The organism is Flavobacterium anhuiense (assembly GCF_001705175.1).
GTDB classification, from domain to species: domain Bacteria; phylum Bacteroidota; class Bacteroidia; order Flavobacteriales; family Flavobacteriaceae; genus Flavobacterium; species Flavobacterium anhuiense.
In genome coordinates this window covers 4446427-4466867 of sequence record NZ_CP016907.1, presented here as the reverse complement: position 1 = coordinate 4466867, position 20441 = coordinate 4446427, and the positions used below count along the sequence as shown (strand labels likewise).

Genomic DNA, 20441 nt, shown 5'->3' with positions numbered 1-20441 from the left:
TAATTAAAAATATAAAACATACAGATGAATCAACCATTAGCATATGTTCATCCAGGCGCAAAAATCGCTAAAAATGTTGTAATAGAGCCATTTACAACAATCCACAATAATGTTGTTATTGGTGATGGTACTTGGATTGGTTCAAACGTGACGATCATGGAAGGTGCTCGAATTGGAAAAAATTGTAATATTTTTCCAGGGGCTGTCATTTCTGCGGTACCACAAGATTTAAAATTCGGAGGTGAGGATTCTCTTGCCATTATTGGTGATAATTGTACAATTAGAGAATGTGTAACCATAAACAGAGGAACAATTGCTTCTGGTCAGACTGTAATTGGTAACAATTGTTTAGTAATGGCTTACGCGCATATTGCTCACGATTGCGAGATTGGAAACAATGCAATTATTGTAAATGGTGTTGCTTTAGCAGGTCACGTGGTTGTTGGAAATCATGCTGTTATCGGAGGTTTGGCTGCAATTCACCAATTTATCCATATTGGAGATCACGCTATGATTTCTGGTGGGTCTTTGGTTAGAAAAGACGTTCCGCCATATACAAAAGCAGCAAAAGAACCATTATCATATGTTGGTATTAACTCTGTTGGTTTAAGAAGAAGAGGTTTTACAACTGAAAAGATTAGAGAAATTCAGGAGATCTATAGAATTTTATATCAAAAGAATTATAATACAACTCAGGCTTTAAGTATTATTGAAGCTGAAATGGAAGCAACTCCAGAAAGAGATGAAATTCTAGATTTTATTAGAAATTCATCTAGAGGAATTATGAAAGGTTATTCAGGGAACTACTAATTATTTTAGTTCCTATAGCTATCGGATAGATTTCTGAACTTTGAAAAGAATTTGAAATAAATATTAAATAAAAATGAAGATTGATTCTATGTAAAGAATCTGAAATCTACATTATAAAATCTAAAATAAAAAAAAACAAAATGGCATCTACATCAGATATTAGAAACGGATTGTGTATTAAATTTAATCACGATATCTATAAAATTATTGAATTTCTTCACGTAAAACCTGGAAAAGGACCAGCTTTCGTAAGAACTAAATTGAAAAGTTTAACTTCTGGAAAAGTATTAGATAATACATTTTCAGCAGGACACAAGATTGACGTTATTCGTGTTGAAACACATACATTCCAGTTTTTATATCCAGAGGGAGATGAATTTCACTTCATGAATGCTGAAACGTTTGAGCAGATTTCTTTGAACAAAAATATTTTGGATGCTCCAGAATTATTAAAAGAAGGTACAAACGTAATGGTTCAAATCAATACAGAAACTGATTTGCCTTTATCGGTAGATATGCCAGCATCTGTTATTCTTGAAGTAACTTACGCTGAACCAGGTGTAAAAGGAAATACTGCAACAAACGCTACTAAAAATGCTACAGTAGAAACAGGAGCGAACATCAATGTTCCTTTGTTTATTAACGAAGGTGATAAAATTAAAATTGATACGGCTACAGGTTCTTATATGGAGCGTGTAAAAGAGTAGTCTTTTTGATTAAGATAAATTTGACAATGAGTCAATTAGATAATAAGTGAATCGACATAATTTTGTATATTCACATTCTAATTGACTCATTTTCTAATTGACAAATTTTCTAATTATACTATATGAAATTTCCAAAGAGTCATTCTTTACAAGAAATTGCCAATTTGCTTAATTGCAAATTTATTGGCGACAAAGACTTTCAAGTTTTAGGCATGAACGAGATACACGTTGTGGAGCCTGGAGACATTGTTTTTGTTGACCACCCAAAATACTATGATAAAGCTTTACAATCGGCAGCGACAATTGTTTTAATAAACAAAGAAGTAGAATGTCCAGAAGGTAAAGCCCTTTTAATATCTGACGACCCGTTTAGAGATTTCAATATTCTTACCAAACATTTTAAACCGTTTCAATTTGCTAATGTTGCCATTGCACCTTCTGCAGAAATAGGAGAGGGTACTATAATTCAGCCAAATACATTTGTTGGAAATCATGTGAAAATAGGTAAAAACTGTTTGATACATTCTAATGTTTCTATCTATGATTATACTGTAATCGGCGACAATGTTATTATACATGCTGGTACTATTCTAGGAGCCGACGCTTTTTATTATAAAAAACGTCCTGAAGGTTTTGATCAGTTGGTTTCTGGTGGAAGAGTTGTTATTGAAGATAATGTTGGTATTGGTGCTTTATGTACAATCGATAAAGGAGTTACTGGAGATACAACTATCGGTGCAGGTTCTAAATTAGATAATCAAGTACATGTTGGCCATGATACTGTAATTGGAAAAAAATGTCTGATTGCTTCGCAAACTGGTATTGCAGGTTGCGTGATTATAGAAGATGAAGTGACCTTATGGGGTCAAGTTGGTACAACAAGCGGTATAACAATTGGAGCAAAAGCAGTTGTTATGGGGCAAACGGGTGTAACAAAATCAGTTGAGGGAGGAAAATCATATTTTGGAACCCCAATTGAAGAGTCTAGAGAGAAATTGAAACAATTAGCCAATATCAAGAAGATTCCTGAAATTTTAAGTAAATTGAAGTAATATGTCTATTAAAGAATTTGTTCAGAAATTTTATAAGTCAGATGCCCTAATTGATAGCGAAATTTTAAAAACATATCTGCATCCTGATGTAACGCTTGAATGGAACAGCAGCAAAGGTTTTATTCAGATGGATTATGATTCGATAATTGAAATGGCCAATGAGCTTAGTCGCGCCTATGTGCGTTCTAAGGTTAGAATTAGCCATATTATTAGCGAAGATGATTTAGTATCAGTGCGTTACTCTCATTTTGTGAAAACAATTGAGAATCCGAGAGAGGAGATGCTTTTAGCGCATTTTGCAACCATTTGGCAAATAAAAGATGATAAACTTTATAGAGGTTATCAAATGAGTCAATTTTCTTAATATTTTTTTGACAATAAAAGAGTCAAAATACATTACAAAACCTTATTTTTGCAACACAAATTTAAAAACTACATAAAATATATATCATGAGTGTTTTAGTTAATAAAGATTCCAAAATAATTGTTCAGGGATTTACAGGAAGTGAAGGAACTTTCCACGCTTCTCAAATGATTGAGTACGGTACTAATGTTGTTGGAGGTGTAACTCCAGGAAAAGGTGGTACTAGCCATTTAGATCGTCCAGTTTTTAATACAGTAAAAGATGCTGTTGACCAAGCTGGTGCTGATACTTCTATCATTTTTGTTCCGCCAGCTTTTGCAGCTGATGCAATTATGGAAGCTGCTGATGCTGGAATTAAAGTAATTATTGCTATTACAGAAGGAATTCCTGTAGCAGATATGATTAAAGCAAATAATTATGTTAAAGAAAGAAATTCAAGATTAATTGGTCCAAACTGTCCAGGTGTAATTACTCCAGGTGAAGCTAAAGTTGGTATTATGCCAGGTTTCGTTTTCAAAAAAGGAACAGTTGGTATCGTTTCTAAATCTGGAACTTTAACTTACGAAGCTGCTGACCAAGTTGTAAAACAAGGATTAGGAATCACTACAGCTATCGGAATTGGTGGAGATCCAATTATTGGAACTACTACTAAAGAAGCTGTTGAATTATTAATGAACGATCCAGAAACTGAAGCTATCATCATGATTGGTGAAATCGGTGGTCAACTTGAAGCAGACGCTGCAAGATGGGTAAAAGCTGACGGCAACCGTAAACCAGTTATTGGTTTTATCGCTGGAGAAACTGCTCCTGCAGGTAGAACAATGGGTCACGCAGGTGCAATCGTTGGTGGTTCTGATGATACAGCTGCTGCTAAAAAACAAATCATGAGAGAGAACGGAATTCACGTTGTTGATTCACCAGCTGAAATTGGTAAAAAAGTAAAAGAAGTACTTGGATAATTTTCAAGTCTCAAATAACAAATTTTTAAAAAAAGTCTCAATTTCTTGTTGAGACTTTTTTACATTTTAAAGGCTGAGGCATAAATAAAATAAAACTCAGCATCGATCCCGATAGCTATCGGGATAATATCTCAGAAGCTTAAAAAAGAATTATGTACAAAGAATTAGAAAAATTTAAATCAACAAACAGTTTTACTTTTACTGTAAATGATAGTTTAGAAGAAGCTTGCAACGCGCCAGAAGGAAGCGCTGGAATCTTTATCGTATATGCTGTTGAAGGTGATACAAAAGAACTGATTATGGTTGGTTCTACAGGAACTGTTCAGAATGACGGAACTTTAAAAAGCAAAAATGGCGGACTTTACGATAAAATCGTAAACGGACATCAGTTTGCGAAAACAGGAAGAAAGTATTCTTGGCCAGCTCAAATGAAATTAGAGAATATTTCTGAGCTTGAAGTAGTTTGGTATGAAACTTTTACGGGTGATGCAAAAGCTATTCCAACTGCTGTTGAAGGGCAAGTTTTGCAAAATTTCTTAGATGAAAATGCTAAGTTGCCAAGATGGAATGTAGCTTTTTAAGTTACTTTTAAACATTAGATTATAAAAAACCTTATTAAGTAAATTAGTAAGGTTTTTTTTATGAAGTTATAGGTTTTTATTTTTGGGTTTTATATATTTAAACACCAAAAACTAATAAAACCTATGATAAAAAACTACCTGCTATTACTGGCTTTGTGCTTTTTTTCTTCATCAAAAGCGCAAATAATTACTTTTCCAGATGCCAATTTCAAGGCAAAATTGCTTCAAGCGAATGGTTCCAATACAATCGCAAAAGATTTAAATTCAAATTATTTTAAAATTGATTCTAACAACAATGGTGAAATTGAAATATCTGAAGCTTTAAATGTGAGCTATTTAGATTTAAGAGAATCTAATATTTCATCGCTGGATCAATTGTCAAACTTTTCTAATTTAATTGGCCTTTATTGCTCTAATAATAATTTAGAAATATTGGATGTCAGCAATTTAAAAAAGCTCACTGGGTTATCATGCTCTACAAATTTGATTACTGATTTAAACCTTTCAAATTTAAGTAAACTGACCTCGCTTATTTGCGGACAAAACAAGTTAACCTCTTTAAATGTCAGTAACTTAACAGAGTTAAGAATTATAGAATGCAACAATAATGATTTGCAATCTCTGGATGTTTCGAATAGTTCGCATTTGCGAGAACTCGTTTGCTACAAAAACAAGCTTACTGAGTTAAAGCTCCCTAATTCAACAGTATTATGGTTTTTTAAATGTGCCCAAAATTTATTGCCAAGCTTAGATATCGCAAAATTGCCTGGGCTTGAGTATTTTGATTTTTGGGATAATAAAATAACCTTTCTCGATTTTTCAAATTCTAAAAAAATAACAGATTGTTACGGTGGGGCAAATCCAATTGAATCTATTGATTTATCAAATCAAGTGCTTTTAGAGACTTTATGGATTGGGCATACATTAATTAAAACCTTAGATATTAGTAGTTCGAAAAACTTAAAAGAGTTAAATATATCAGATTGTCCAAATTTAGAATTCCTTAATATTAAGAATGGAGCTAGTAAAAATTTAAGTTTTTTAGAGACACCTTTGAATACATTAGGTTATAATGGCCTTAATTTTTCAAATTGTCCTAATCTGCAATATATCTGCGATGACGATTTTAATCTGGCATTGGTTACAGAAAAAATAGCACCATATAAATATGAAAATTGCTTAGTTGGAAATTATTGCTCATTTGAGCCAGGCGGAACAAACTACACTATAAAAGGCAAAAGCCAGATTGATGTTGATAGTAATGGCTGTGATGCTGGTGATATTGGAGCATCGCACTTAAAGTTTTCAATTTTTGATGGTACGAAGTTGCAGAATTTTGCTGCAGATTCTAATGGCGATTATTCTTTAAAGGTTCCTCCAGGTTCTTATAAAATAATCCCTATTGTAGAAGATCCAAATTATTTTACAGTTACGCCGTCGTCTATCGATATCGTTTTTCCTGCACAAATAAGTCCCTTCAATCAAAATTTTTGCATTGTTCCAAACGGATCGCACAACGATTTAGAAATTGCAGTAATACCTATTGATGCTGCGAGACCGGGTTTTGATGCAAAGTATAAATTGGTTTATAAAAATAAAGGAACTACTGTTCAATCAGGAACTTTAAATCTTAGTTTTGAGGATTCAATTTTGGATTTTGTTTCTTCAAACTCTGTGGTTTCTAATCAAAGCTCTGGTAAATTAGTTTGGAATTTTTCAAATCTAAAACCATTTGAAAGCAGAGAAATTGATTTTGTTTTAAACGTGAATTCTCCGGTTGAAACTCCAGCAGTAAATAACGGAGATATATTAAAGTATAAAGTTATCATTAATTCTGCAGAAACTGATGAAACACCTGATGATAATGTTTTTGAATTTCCTCAAACCGTTGTGGGTTCTTATGATCCAAATGATAAAACATGTTTAGAAGGAAAAGTCATTAAACCTGAACTTATTGGTCAATATGTTCACTATCTAATTCGTTTTGAAAACACAGGGACTTATAATGCTGAAAATGTTGTGATTAAAGATATAATTGACACTTCAAAATTTGATGTTTCGACTTTAGTTCCTACTAGTTCGAGCCATTCTTACATAACTAAAATTTCAGAAGGAAATAAAGTAGAATTTATCTTCGAAAAAATAAATCTTCCTTTTGATGATGCGAATAATGATGGTTATATCGCTTTTAAAATCAAAACATTGCCCACTTTAGTTGTTGGAGATACTTTTGAGAATGAAGCCAATATTTATTTTGACTATAATTTTCCAATTTTGACAAACAAAGAGACGTCTACTTTTAAAACTTTAGGGAGACAAGATTTTGAGTTTTCATCTTCTTTTAGTGTTTATCCAAATCCAGTTCAAAATTATCTCCAAATAGATGCAAAAGATTTAGTTGAAATAGAGTCAGTCTATGTTTATAATGTTCTGGGGCAATTGATTCAAGTGATTCCGAATGCTCAGAATATTTCAAAAATTGATGTTTCAAAATTTAAATCAGGAAATTACATTCTTCAAGTTAAAACTGCCACTGGAAACTTATCAACGAAGTTTATTAAAATTTAAATGACTTTCTATAGATAGCAAAAAAGAGTCTTACTTATATAAGGCTCTTTTTTATTGGATTAATTAATTTTTTGTTGTGAGGGATTATTTATGCAATCTGTTAATTAAAATTTAAATTATAGTAAATTTTAAGTTTAATTAAAAAAGTAGGGTAAATACTGATGAATTTGGAAAAATGAGCAAATTTTAGCGAATTATTGGGTTTTAATCATTTGCTTTTCTATATTTATCACACAAAAACAAAAAATAATGTTAAAATATGGTTCTTTTGTGATAGATAAGGTTTGATAGAATGTAAGGCGCTTGCTTAACTTTTTGTTAAATTATAGTTTGTTACAGATTCATTATAATCGTTAAGAATCAAATTTTAAAAGCAATATTAACCCCTTGCAATTAGTCCCTTTTTATGATTGATTTAAATTGATTCGATTTTTTGCGCACCTAAGTATTTTTGTATGAGCCAAATTTTAAAGAACAAGGTTTTAGACGATTTTATTCTATGGAACAATTTGAAAAATGGTAATGAGAAATCATTTTCTTTACTTTTTGAAAAATATTATAGAGATTTAATCAGTTATGGTAATTCACTTTGCTCGTATACTGAAAAAGTGCAAGATTGTATTCAAGATGTTTTTGCTGATATTTGGCTTTATCGAGATTCTCTTCAAGATAATGTTATAGTTAAGGCCTATTTGCTTTCTAGTGTTAGAAAGAGAATTGCGCGTTTGCATGAAAGAGATCATGTGTTTAGAAAAACCACCACAACAGACGTTTTGGAGTTTCTTTTTGACTTTTCTATAGAAAATAATTTGGTAGAAGATGAAGTAACTGCCGAACGTGTTCTTCTTTTAAATAAATTATTAAACGATTTGCCAGGCCGCCAGAAAGAAGCCTTGTATTTACGCTATCATCAAGGTTTAAGTGTAGATCAGATAGCAGATTTGTTAGATGTAAACTATCAATCAGCTAGCAACCTTTTGCACCGTGGTTTGTTAACTCTTCGTAAAGAATGGAAGAGCAGTATTCCGCTTCTAGTCCTTATATCCTCAGGGGTTTTTTAAAAATTTAAGAAAAAATCAAAAAAAAATCTTAAATAAGTGAGTATATAATATAAAAACTGTCCTCTATGTTTTTGTAACCTTAATAGTAAGATGCAAAAACGTAACAATTATATCGAAATAGAAGACTTCTTAGCTGATGAATCTTTTCAACTATGGATTTTATCAAAAGTTGATGAACAAGGCTGGGAAGAATGGACTTTAGAAAATCTTCAGAGAGCCAAGCTTGTCGAAGACGCGAGACTTGTGTTGTTGGCAATGCGAGTTCCAGAGTCTAATCTTTCTTCAAATGAAGTTCATGAAGCCTTGCAGCAAACTTGGCGTAAAATTGAACAGAGAGAAGAACTTTCTCAAGAAACTTCAAAAATTAAGAAGCTAAAAATACAAAGATACTGGATTAGTGGTGTTGCTGCCGCTATTTTGGTTGGTATATTTTCTGTATGGTTTTTTAAAACTAACATGACAACTACTGATAACGTAGTTACTTATAACGAACTTATTCAGGACAATAATGAAGGTTTGGTAGAACAAACCAACAATACTGAAAAATCGCAGATAATTACTTTGTCTGATGGAAGTTCGGTCTTATTACAGCCCAATAGTAAATTAAGTTACCCTAAAATCTTTACCGGAAACGAAAGAAAGGTGTATTTATCCGGCGAAGGTTTCTTTGAAATTAGTAAAAATCCTAAAAAGCCTTTTTTTGTTTACGCTAACGAGATCGTAACTCGTGTTGTTGGTACTAGCTTTAGAATAAAGGCTTATCCAGATCAGCAAAATGTCGAAGTTCTTGTTCGCACCGGTAAAGTTAAGGTAAAATCCAACAATTTAGTTCATAATGTTGAAAACGAGGAAATTGTTCTTCTTCCTAATCAAGCATTGCGTTTTGTTCGTAAAGAATTGCTATTTAACAAAATAACAAATATTACGCAGGATCCAATTTTAGTTAGCAGTGTTGGAAATATAGAGCAATTAAGCTTCGAATTTACAGATATACCTGTAGCGCAAATTCTTGAAACCATTGAACAGGCTTATTTGGTAGATATAGATTTTCCTCACGACAAATTGAAAGATTGCCGATTAACTACTTCATTGAGCGATCAGCCACTGGCGGAAAAGCTAAAAATAATTTGTAAAAGTATTGGTAACGATACTAATTATGAAATGAATGGAAATCAGATTGTAATTACGACTTCTGGCTGTAACTAGAATTCTCAATTCAATTAAAATAAAAAAAAGAAAATCCAAAATTAAACTAATTAAAAAACTAAAAAATAATTTGTAAGTGCCTATGTAAAAAACTAATACATAAAAAAAGTGCCGAGAATGCTGTAACATTATCGACACTTAAATCTGAATAAATTACTCTCTGTAAAGGGTAATTTATGATGTTTCTTAAAATACACTCGAATAGTATTAATCAAAACAAACCAAAATTATGAAAAAACCTGTTGTCAAGCAACGATTACTTCACCAAATCATGAAAATAACGCTGTTTCAGTTTGTGTTAGCGCTTGTGTTTTCGAGCGTTACTCTCGCAAATAATGTAAATGGGCAGAAAAAATTAGATACTAAAGTAACTATTACAGTTGATAACCTAACTTTAGACAATGCTTTATCGAAAATCGAAAAGTCTGCTCATGTAAAATTTTCCTATAACTCAAGACTTCCTCAGCTTGGAGAGAAGGTAAGTATTGAAGCAAACCAAGAAACTCTCTCTAGTATTTTGAGCAGAATATTGGTTCCTTTTAATATTACTTTTTCTGAAGTGAGTAATCAGATTGTGCTTCAAAAAAGCACTGTTTCTTTTTCAAATTCAAATAATCATGATTCTTTGTTTGAAATTTTGGCTTTCGGACCAATCATCAAAGGAAAAGTGACAGATCAAAGCGGATCGCCTCTTCCTGGAGCCACTGTTTTAGCAAAAGGAACAAAAACTGCTGTATTAACAGATTTTGATGGAAATTTCTCTATTGAAATGCCTGCAAACGTAGACCGTTTGGTTATTTCTTATGTAGGTATGGAGACAAAAGAAATAGGCATTAGCAATCCTACACCAACTGTGGTTTTAACAGAAGCAGGACAAAATCTTAAAGAAGTTGTCGTTACAACTGGATATGAAAAAACATCAAAAAGAACATTTACTGGAGCAATCAGTAAAATTTCTGGAGCTGAGTTAAAAGTGGATGGTGTTGTAGATGTTAGTAGAATGATTGAAGGAAAAGCGGCAGGGGTTACCGTACAAAATGTTACAGGATCTTTTGGTGCTACTCCAAAAATAACGGTTCGTGGATCTTCTTCTATCTTTGGAGATACAAAACCATTATGGGTTATTGATGGTGTGGTTCAAGAGGATATTATTAATGTAACATTTGCAGATTTAGCATCTGGAAACTCTGCTACGTTATTAAGTTCTGCAGTTGCTGGTTTAAATGCAAATGACATTCAAAGTATTGAAATTCTTAAAGATGCTTCTGCTACTTCAATTTATGGTTCAAGATCGTTAAACGGAGTTGTTGTCGTTACTACAAAACAAGGTCGCAGAGATTCTCCTTTAAAAATTAATTATTCTGTAGAAAATACGGTGAGAACTGTGCCAAGTTATACTCAATTCGATATCTTAAACTCTCAAGAATCTATGAGTGTTTTTCAAGAAATGAGAACAAAAGGATATTTGGATCAAAGTTCTTCTTTAACAGCAAGATTTAGTGGTGTTTATGGTATTTTGGCAAAACAGATTAATTTATATGATAGTTCTAACGGGCAGTTTGGAGTTAGAAACGAACAGCCATATATTAACCAGTTTTTGAAAAAATATGAATTGGCAAATACAGATTGGTTCAAAGTTTTATTTAGACCGTCAATTACTCAAAATCACTCTTTAAGCTTTTCAGGTGGAGGAAAAAATAATACTTTTTATGCTTCTCTAGGATATTATACAGATCCAGGATGGACTGTTGCAGATAATGTAAAACAATTATCGGCTAATATTAAAGGTACATTTTATATCAATGACAAGTTAAATATTACTTTATCAACTTTAGGTTCAGTTCGTGACCAAGAAGCACCAGGTACTTATGAAAGTAAAAATGATGTTGTATTTGGTAAGGTAACTAGAGATTTTGATATTAACCCATTTAATTACGTATTGAGCACAAGTAGAACGCTAAGACCTTACGATGAAAATGGTAATTTGGAATATTATCAAAATAACTGGGCTCCAATGAATATTCTTAACGAATTAGAAAATAATACTTTAGATATTAAAGTAAATGATATTCGTTTTCAAACTGATTTAGATTATAAAATCAATAAAAATTTAACCTACAACCTTACTGCATCTGCTCGTTATGCTAATACATCAAGAGAGCATAAAATCTACGAAAATTCAAACGTAGTTGGGGCATATAATGCGGGAGTGGGTGAAACATTAAATACTCAAATTCAAAAAGATAACGTGTTCTTGTATCAAAATCCGAATGATTTGACTGCACCAAAGGTTTCTGTATTACCAAATGGAGGATTTTTGAGAAAGTATACAAACGACATGACTTCTTACAATGTTAGAAATAGTATTACATATAGAAATACATTTAACGAAAAACACGAATTAGAAGGATTCTTCGGTACAGAGTTTAGATCTGTAGATAGAAATAATGACAATTTTACAGCTGCTGGTATCCAGTTCGAAAAAGGACTTACTGCTTTTATCGATCCTAAATTGATTGAAAAATTAGTAAATGAAGGAAACTCTTATTATGATTTTGGAGCAGAAAGAGAGCGTACTGTAGGTTTCTTTGGTAAGGTTGGATATACTTACGATCGTCGTTATACAGCTTCTGTTACAGGTCGTTATGATGGATCAAACAGACAAGGAGACACAGGTTCTTCTAGATGGTTGCCAACTTATACTGTGAGTGGTAAGTGGAACATCAAAGAGGAAAACTTTATGAAAGATGTTGAATCAGTAAATACATTGGCACTTAGAGCATCTTATGGTTTAACTGCTACTGCTGGACCGGCAACAAACTCACTAGCAATTTATAAAAGTTTTATTACTGATCGTTTTGCGGTTGGAGATAGAGAGAATGCAATCCGTATAGAAGATTTACAGAATAAGGATTTGACATGGGAAAAACAATATGAAACAAATATTGGTGTGGATCTTGGAATGTTTAGAAACCGAGTACAATTTACAACAGATGTTTACAGCCGTAAAGCATTCGATTTGATTGATTACGTAATTACATCGGGAGTAGGAGGACAATCTGTTAAGCAAGGTAATAATGCAGATATGGAAACTAAAGGTCTTGAAATTGGTTTTACTACTCAAAACATTGTTTCAAAAGATTTTAAATGGTCTTCTACAGTAAACTTCTCTATTTATGATCAAAAAATCACAAAATTAGCTAACAAACCGGCTGTGTTTGATTTGATTGCTACAAATGGAGGAAACACAGTAGGACATCCAAGAAACTCATTATATTCTTACCAATTTACAGGTTTAAATAATGAAGGGCTTCCAACTTTTATTTTGCAAGATGGTGCAGAAAACAATATTACAGAAGCTAATTTCCAAGATACAAATGATGTGACAAAGTATTTGAAGTATGAAGGATCTGTAGAGCCTAATAAATCTATCGGTTTTGCTAATACATTTACTTATAAAAACTTGTCGTTATACGTGTTTATTGTTGGATCAGGAGGAAACAAAGTAAGATTAAACCCTGTATATAGCAATACTTATAATGATCAGACGGTTTTTACAAAAGACTTTGCAAACAGATGGATTAATCCAGGAGACGAAAATTACACTAACGTTCCTGTTATTGCAGATAAATTATTGAATAGAAATTATGGTGCAAATGACTTACAGATTGCTTATAATACTTATAATTTCTCTGATGTTAGAATTGCAAGCGGTGATTTCGTACGTTTAAAAAACATCTCTTTAGGTTGGGAATTCCCAAGTGATTATAAGAGAAAATTAGGATTAACAACTTTCAACTTGAAAGCTTCGGCAGTTAACCCTTGGCTGATTTATTCAGATAAAAAATTGAACGGACAAGATCCTGAATTCCGTAACACAGGAGGGGTAGCTTTCCCTATTACGTCACAATATACTTTTGCAATTAATATTTCATTCTAATACTAAATTGATTATGAAAAATATAAAAATAGCACTGTCATTATTATTACTGGTTACAATTAGCAGTTGTGATGATTTTCTTTCAGAGGTGCCAGATAATAGAACACAGATAGATACTCCAGAAAAAATATCAGAATTGTTAGTTACCGCTTATCCAGACAGATCATACTTTCCAATTGCGGAGGTAATGTCAGATAATGTTTTTGATACTGAATCACTACAGTCTGTCAGCATAATTAATGAGGAGAGCTACAATTGGGAAATGCACACTCAAATAGGGAATGATAGTGAAAATGCATTTTGGATGGCATCTTACGAAGCAATTGCAGCAGCAAATCAAGCTTTAGATGCAATTGAAAAACTTGGCGGTAAGGCTAGTCTGAATCCTCAAAAAGGAGAAGCTTTAATAGCGCGAGCATACAATCACTTTATGCTGGTTTCACTATGGGCAAACCGTTACAATCCTGCGACAGCAGCAACAGATTTAGGAGTTCCTTATATCACTAAACCTGAAACAGAATTATTGGTAAAATACAAACGTAATACAGTAAAAGAAGTATTTGACTTTATTGAGCAGGATATCAATGAAGGGATGAAATATGTTACTAATGAGTATAAAGAACCTAAATACCATTTTAACATAGATGCCGCTAAAGCATTTGCATGTCGTTTCTATTTAATAAAAGGAGATTGGGATAAGGTATTAGAATATTCTGAAGGACTTGGTTCTAAACCGACAAAAATTAGAAATTATACAGCTTTTAATGCTGTAGCTTTTGCTCAAATGCCAATTGAGTATTCAAGAGTTGAACAAGAAACTAATTTATTGGTGGCTTATCCAAACTCAATTGCTAACAGATCGGCTGCATATAGATTTGCGCTTCCTGGAAACAGATCTGATGAAATATTTGGAACACAAACCAATATGTGGGCAAAACCTAATTTAATTAGAGCAAATGGCCAGTATTTTGGAGGTACTAATGTATTTGTTCCAAAGCTTTATGAATATTTTAAATACACAAATTTAACATCAGGTGTAGGTGTGCCTTACACAGCTACTGTACTATTTAGTAATGATGAAATGTATTTGAACCGCATTGAAGCATTGGTGATGAAAAACAGAATAGCTGAAGCTAATACAGAATTAGGATATTTTTTAGGAACTAGAACTTCAGGATACAATGCAACAACAGATATTTTGAACGAGACGGTTGTTACAGCGAAATATCCTCCTGTTGCAGATGAATTTACGCCATTTTATGCACTTACAGATCTTCAAAAGTCTTATATCAAAGCAATTGCCGAAGCAAGAAGAAGAGATTTTATCCGCGAAGGGTTAAGATGGTTTGACGTTAAGCGTTTTAACCTTGTTGTGACACATAATACTCTTGAATATGGAAAAGTGGTAAAAAATAACGTCTTAGTAAAAGATGACAAAAGAAGAGCGCTGCAAATACCGCTTAGAGCTTCAGATAATGGTATTGAAAAAAATCCTAGGTAAATTTTTAATTAGAAAGTATTATGAAGATATTCAAAACATATAAAACAGTAGTAATTGCAGGTGCCTTGTTACTTGCTTCATGCGCACACGAAGATCAGCCAAAAGAAAGCCAGTTAGATTTTACTACACCAGCAAAAACAGAACTAGATAATTGGATTGGCACAAATTTCTTAAATCCTTTTAATATAAATGTGTATTATGAATGGAACCAGAATTTGGTAGACAACAATAGATACCTATATCCGCCAATGGTTGACAAAGTACAGCCAGCCATGGAAGTTGTAAAGAAAATATGGATTGATAGTTACACCACTATTGGAGGAGCAGATTTTGTTAAAAAGATTGCCCCGAGAGAATTTGTACTAGTAGGAGGGGTAAACCTAAATACAAATGGGACTGTGACACTAGGTCTTGCAGAAGCCGGTCAAAGAGTATCTCTTTTCCAAGTGGATAATCTTAATAGAAAGAGCAGAGCTAGTATAACGCAATTTATTCATACTATTCAGCATGAGTATGTACATATTTTAAACCAGACTAAACCTTTTGACGAGCAAGCTTGGGCTAAGCTGACACCATCTGGATATACTACAAGTTGGTATGTAGAGCCAATCGCGACTTCTAGATCATTAGGGTTCATTACAAGTTATGCAAGATTGAATATATATGAAGATTTCGCAGAAACTGCAGCTACAATCTTAACTAGTTCAAAAGCAGAGTATGATGCCATTTTAGCAAGTATTACAGATGCAAATGCGAAAGCTAATATTAAAGCGAAAGAAGCTTTGGTAGTTAAATATTATAAAGATTCTTTCAATATAGACTTTTATACATTAAGAGACGAAGCTCAAAAAAATACAGATGCTGTAATAAACAATTAAGGACATAAATTTTTATAAAAATCAATATTATGAAAGTAAAATATATATATAAGTGCTTAATGATCGCTTTTGCAGCTTTGCTTTTGGGATCATGTTCAAGTCCGGAAGTAGATGCTAAATTTGATCAAAATGCTACAGATCGATTAAGCGGACGTCAAAAGGAACTAAACGATTTGTTGCTTTCGTCTGCAGATGGCTGGAAAGCTGTTTATTATACTGATAGTACACAATTAGGAGGATGGACACATTTATTTAAATTTTTGCCAGATGGAAAAGTAAATATGGCATCAGATTTTACAGGTAAAGATGGTTCAATTGATACAAAAACCTATCAAAGTCAGTATGATATTCAGGTGGGAAGTACAGTAAGCTTAGTTTTTACGACACAAAATAGAATACACCTTTTATCTGATGCAAGTAATTATCCTACGGCAGCACTTCTTGCAAAAGGGTATTTAGGAGATTTTCAGTTTTACTACTATGGACAAAAAAATGGTGACATTATTTTCAGAACAAATCGAAATAGCCATTTTCTTCGTTTCGTAAAAGCCACACCAAAAGATTGGGCCGATTTGCCAGGTAATGTTCCAATTATCAAGGCTATAACAGGCGACATGAATAGTCCATTATTTAGAATATTAGAAATAAATGATGGTACGACAACTAAAAATTATGATTTTAGCTATAATCCTAGTGCTCGTTTTGGTACAGGTTATTCTTTAGAATCTGGTGTTAATACAAGTTATGATCTTGCACTCTCATTTAATCCTTTAGGAGCTTATTCAAAACTTCCATTAGAAGTGAAAGGTCAGAAACTTACCGATTATGTTTATGATAGCGCCACCAATGCTTTTGTTGCTACTGGTAAAGATGGTGTAAAAGCAACCATTAAATACACAAATGCACCACCTAGACTTACAGATGATTATAAAGTAACATTACCAGCGGCTGGAGCTCCTTCTACAGCTTATGGTTATATTGCTGCGAATCTAGCAAATGCTCCTACAAATTCTCAGTTGTGCAATTATTTATTAAATGAAATTAACAATGCGTCAGCTGCAAAGGTAAATAGAGTACAGTTTACTTTTTACAATAATCGTACTGTTGATATCATGTACAGTTTCACAGGAGGAAAAGCAACTGTATACCACAGAGCAACCGTTACAGAAGATGCTGTAAATAAAACTATTATTTTAAAACATTCATTATGGCATAACGGAACTGCAGTTATTGCTGCAGATCCATTGGTGAAAAATCTTGATGATAAATTAATGGATCCAAAAGGTTTGTATGTTACAAAAGAAAGCTTCAGAATAACTTACAGTAATACAATATATACCTTTGCTGGAGCATCAAGCAGTTTTAGAATCACTACTTACGCATTCCAATAGTTAGTTAAATAATTTTGAATGGTTTTTATTTTAAAAAGAGCAACTCAAATTGAGTTGCTCTTTTGCCAAAGATAATTTCTGCATTAAAACAATCTAACTTTTATTAATGAATATTATGATAAAAAAAATATTGACACCAGCAACTATTGCGATTTTCTTATGGGGATCTATTCTCTTACTTATAAATCAATATTACTACGAATACGTTAGATATTATTTGTATATCTCCATAATCGTAATTTTTCCAATCATGATTTGGAATCTTATCAAACAATGGAAAAAAGATAAAGTTGAGGAAACAAAAGAATTTAAATCTTCGATTTTTAGAATGCTAATTATGGCGGTAGTCATGATTGTTATATTTTTTATTACGAAACAAAATCACATTTAAACTTTTTAGTTTTGTTTTTTTATTTTGGGGGAAAACAGCTCATTTCATGAGCTGTTTTTTTTTGTTTTGTTGACATCGAAAATTCTTAAGCCAAATTTTGTATTACAAATTTTATTAAACGCCCAAATAATCTATATTTGTAATTCAAAAAATAAAAACGAATACCTTAATATGAAATTACTAGAAGGAAAAGTTGCAATTATTACTGGTGCAAGCCGTGGAATTGGAAAAGGAATTGCTGAAGTTTTTGCTAAGCATGGAGCAAACGTTGCTTTTACATACAGCTCATCTGCAGCATCTGCAGAAGCTTTGGAGGCAGAATTAAATAGTTTAGGCGTTAAAGCAAAAGGATACCAATCTAACGCAGCAGATTTTAACGAAGCTCAAACTTTTGTTGATGCTGTTTTAGCAGATTTTGGAACTGTAGATATCTTAATCAATAATGCTGGAATTACAAAAGACAACCTTTTAATGCGTATGTCTGAGGCAGATTTTGACCAAGTAATTGATGTAAACTTGAAATCGGTTTTTAATATGACAAAAGCGATTCAGAAAACTTTCTTAAAACAAAGAGCTGGATCTATCATCAACATTAGCTCTGTTGTTGGAGTTTCTGGAAACGCAGGTCAGACAAATTATGCAGCTTCTAAAGCCGGTGCAATCGGATTTACTAAATCTGTAGCGCTTGAGTTAGGTTCTCGTAACATTCGTTGCAATGCAATCGCTCCAGGTTTCATCGAAACTGAAATGACTGCAAAATTAAGTGAAGATGTAGTAAAAGGATGGAGAGAAGGTATTCCATTGAAACGCGGAGGAACTCCAGAAGACGTAGCAAATGCTTGCCTTTTCTTAGCTTCTGATATGAGTGCTTACGTAACAGGACAAGTTCTTAACGTTTGCGGAGGAATGCTTACCTAATAAGTTGATTGTTGATGGTTTGTTGTTTATAGTTCACAACCATAAACTTTAAGCTAAAAACCATAAACTTAAAATAAATATGACGACAAACACGATTCTTTTATTATTGCTTTCTTTAGTAATTGCTGGTGGTTTATCGTACTTTCAATATTTTTTCAAAGCCAAAAGTAAATCCAATGTGATTATACTTTTGGCTTTTTTACGTTTTTTGGCCATTTTCGGATTATTAGTTTTATTGATCAATCCGATAATTTCTAAAAATTCTTTAGAGATTACTAAAACGCCTTTGGCGATTGTAGTTGATAACTCAAGCTCAATCGCAGCTTTAAAATCAGATAAAAAAACGGTTGAATTATATCAAAAACTGGTTTCAAATCCTGCATTAAAGGAAAAATTTGAAATCCAATCATATCAATTTGATAACGATTTTAAAACTTCGGATAAATTTGATTTTAAGGGAAATCAAACCAATTTAGACGAAGCGGCAAAGAATTTAAAAAGCATCAACAAAAATCTGATTTTCCCGACAGTAATTATTAGCGACGGAAATCAAACTACAGGAAACGACTATGTGTATAGATTCGATCCTGTCAATAAAGTTTATCCTTTGGTTGTGGGAGATACAACCACTTTTTTTGATTTAAAAATCAATCAATTGAACGTAAATAAATACGCGTTTCATAAAAATAAATTTCCTGTAGAAGTTTTTCTGCAATATGCCGGCGATAAAACGGCCAATGCAGAATTTACCATTACACAAGGAAATACAGTTGTGGCAAAAGAAAAGCTTTCGTTTTCGCCTTCTAAAAAAACAGCTTCTTTAAATTTATTGTTGCCTGCAGATAAAGTAGGATTACAGATTTATAAAGCGAGTATTCAATCTTCGGCAAAAGAAAAAAACAGCTATAATAACATCAAAAATTTTGCAGTTGAAATTATCGACCAAAAGTCGACAATTGCTATTGTTTCAGCAATTAATCATCCAGATATTGCATCTTTAAAACGTTCGATTGAAGTAAATGCACAACGTAAAGTAATATTAGTTAAGCCAAATCAGATTAACGACTTACAGGATGTTTCTGTTTTGGTTTTATACCAGCCAACAACGGCTTTCAAACCGATATTTGACAATAATAAATTAAAAGGCACAAACACTTTTATTATAACAGGAAACAATACCGATTTCAATTTTTTAAATCAGCAGCAAAACAATCTGATTTTTAAAATGAGCAATCAGCGAGAAGATTTCCTTAACGAATTCCATTCAGATTTTAATCTGTTTGCAATTGATGATATTGGTTTTGAAAATTTCCCGCCTTTACAGAATCCGTTTGGAAATATAAGTACAAACGGAAATGTGTCTGTTTTGCTTTCATCAAAAATAAGAAACGTTTCTACAAATGCTCCATTATTGGCTTTCGCCGAAAACCAAGGCAAAAGAACTGCTTTTCTTTTAGGAGAAAATAGCTGGAAATGGCGTTTGCAAAGCCATGTTGACAACCAGTCTTTTGAAAAGTATGACGTTTTTATTGATAAAATCGTTCAATATCTAGCATCATCGGCTTCAAAAAAATCTTTGGTAGTAACACACGAAAGTTTTTATAACTCTGGAGAAGAAATTATCATCAATGCACAGTATTTCAATAAAAATTACGAGTTTGATGAAAAAGCGCGACTTACAATTAGTGTTGTAAATGCAGCAACCAAACAAACCAAAAATTACGATTTACTAAAAGGAAGTAATTCTTTCTCAGCTAATTTGGAAGGACTTCCAGCTGGAAAACATAATTTTACAGTAAAAGAATTAAACTCAAATACGTCGTACACAGGCCATTTTGAAATTTTAGATTTTGATATCGAAAAACAATTCGTAAATCCAGATGTTCAAAAATTACAGCAATTGGCGCAGCAGACTGGTGGAAAAGCTTTCTTCGAAGATCAAGCAGATCAATTGATAAATACACTTTTGGAAAACAAAGAATACAAATCGATCGAGAAAAATGTTTCAAGTAAAACTCCAATTATCGACTGGGTTTGGTTATTGATTTTGATTGTTGCTTTATTGACTACAGAATGGTTTGTTAGGAAGTATAATGGGCTTTTATAGTTTTTTA

The 20441-nt window shown here is 32.5% G+C and carries 15 protein-coding genes; all 15 read left to right on the top strand.

The window, feature by feature from the left end; translation table 11 throughout:
- Nucleotides 1-24: 24 nt before the first annotated feature.
- Nucleotides 25-810: an acyl-ACP--UDP-N-acetylglucosamine O-acyltransferase gene (lpxA, locus tag BB050_RS18845; protein WP_008464041.1), complete on the top strand. Its 786-nt coding sequence runs from the start codon at nt 25-27 to the stop codon at nt 808-810.
- 140 nt (nt 811-950) lie between these two features.
- Nucleotides 951-1517 carry an elongation factor P gene (gene efp, locus BB050_RS18840; RefSeq protein WP_008464042.1) on the top strand — a complete coding sequence of 189 codons (567 nt, stop codon included), beginning with the start codon at nt 951-953 and terminating at the stop codon, nt 1515-1517.
- 122 nt (nt 1518-1639) lie between these two features.
- On the top strand, nt 1640-2569 hold the full coding sequence (locus BB050_RS18835) for a UDP-3-O-(3-hydroxymyristoyl)glucosamine N-acyltransferase (RefSeq protein WP_066034674.1): 930 nt from the start codon (nt 1640-1642) through the stop codon (nt 2567-2569).
- Between the two features lies 1 nt (nt 2570).
- Entirely contained in the window at nt 2571-2933 is a 363-nt protein-coding gene (locus BB050_RS18830) for a nuclear transport factor 2 family protein (protein ID WP_008464044.1), read from the top strand.
- Nucleotides 2934-3019: 86 nt separating this feature from the next.
- On the top strand, nt 3020-3892 hold the full coding sequence (gene sucD, locus BB050_RS18825) for a succinate--CoA ligase subunit alpha (protein WP_008464045.1): 873 nt from the start codon (nt 3020-3022) through the stop codon (nt 3890-3892).
- A 152-nt stretch (nt 3893-4044) separates the two neighbouring features.
- Nucleotides 4045-4473, top strand: a complete 429-nt coding sequence (locus tag BB050_RS18820) for a hypothetical protein (RefSeq protein WP_066034673.1) — start codon at nt 4045-4047, stop codon at nt 4471-4473.
- A gap of 123 nt (nt 4474-4596) precedes the next feature.
- Nucleotides 4597-7041: a DUF7619 domain-containing protein gene (locus tag BB050_RS18815; protein ID WP_066034672.1), complete on the top strand. Its 2445-nt coding sequence runs from the start codon at nt 4597-4599 to the stop codon at nt 7039-7041.
- Nucleotides 7042-7496: 455 nt separating this feature from the next.
- Nucleotides 7497-8102: an RNA polymerase sigma factor gene (locus BB050_RS18810; protein WP_066034671.1), complete on the top strand. Its 606-nt coding sequence runs from the start codon at nt 7497-7499 to the stop codon at nt 8100-8102.
- Between the two features lie 90 nt (nt 8103-8192).
- Entirely contained in the window at nt 8193-9308 is a 1116-nt protein-coding gene (locus tag BB050_RS18805) for a FecR family protein (protein ID WP_066034670.1), read from the top strand.
- 229 nt (nt 9309-9537) lie between these two features.
- Nucleotides 9538-13248 (top strand): SusC/RagA family TonB-linked outer membrane protein, encoded by a 3711-nt coding sequence (locus BB050_RS18800; RefSeq protein WP_066034669.1) that lies wholly within the window; start codon nt 9538-9540, stop codon nt 13246-13248.
- Between the two features lie 13 nt (nt 13249-13261).
- On the top strand, nt 13262-14749 hold the full coding sequence (locus BB050_RS18795) for a RagB/SusD family nutrient uptake outer membrane protein (protein WP_066034668.1): 1488 nt from the start codon (nt 13262-13264) through the stop codon (nt 14747-14749).
- Between the two features lie 20 nt (nt 14750-14769).
- On the top strand, nt 14770-15627 hold the full coding sequence (locus tag BB050_RS18790; protein WP_066034667.1) for a zinc-binding metallopeptidase: 858 nt from the start codon (nt 14770-14772) through the stop codon (nt 15625-15627).
- 29 nt (nt 15628-15656) lie between these two features.
- Nucleotides 15657-17018 (top strand): DUF4302 domain-containing protein, encoded by a 1362-nt coding sequence (locus tag BB050_RS18785; RefSeq protein ID WP_066034666.1) that lies wholly within the window; start codon nt 15657-15659, stop codon nt 17016-17018.
- 562 nt (nt 17019-17580) lie between these two features.
- The gene (fabG, locus tag BB050_RS18775; RefSeq protein WP_008464066.1) at nt 17581-18327 is read left to right on the top strand and encodes a 3-oxoacyl-[acyl-carrier-protein] reductase; all 747 of its coding nucleotides are present in this window, start codon (nt 17581-17583) and stop codon (nt 18325-18327) included.
- 79 nt (nt 18328-18406) lie between these two features.
- Entirely contained in the window at nt 18407-20434 is a 2028-nt protein-coding gene (locus BB050_RS18770) for a hypothetical protein (protein WP_066034664.1), read from the top strand.
- Nucleotides 20435-20441 lie beyond the last annotated feature (7 nt).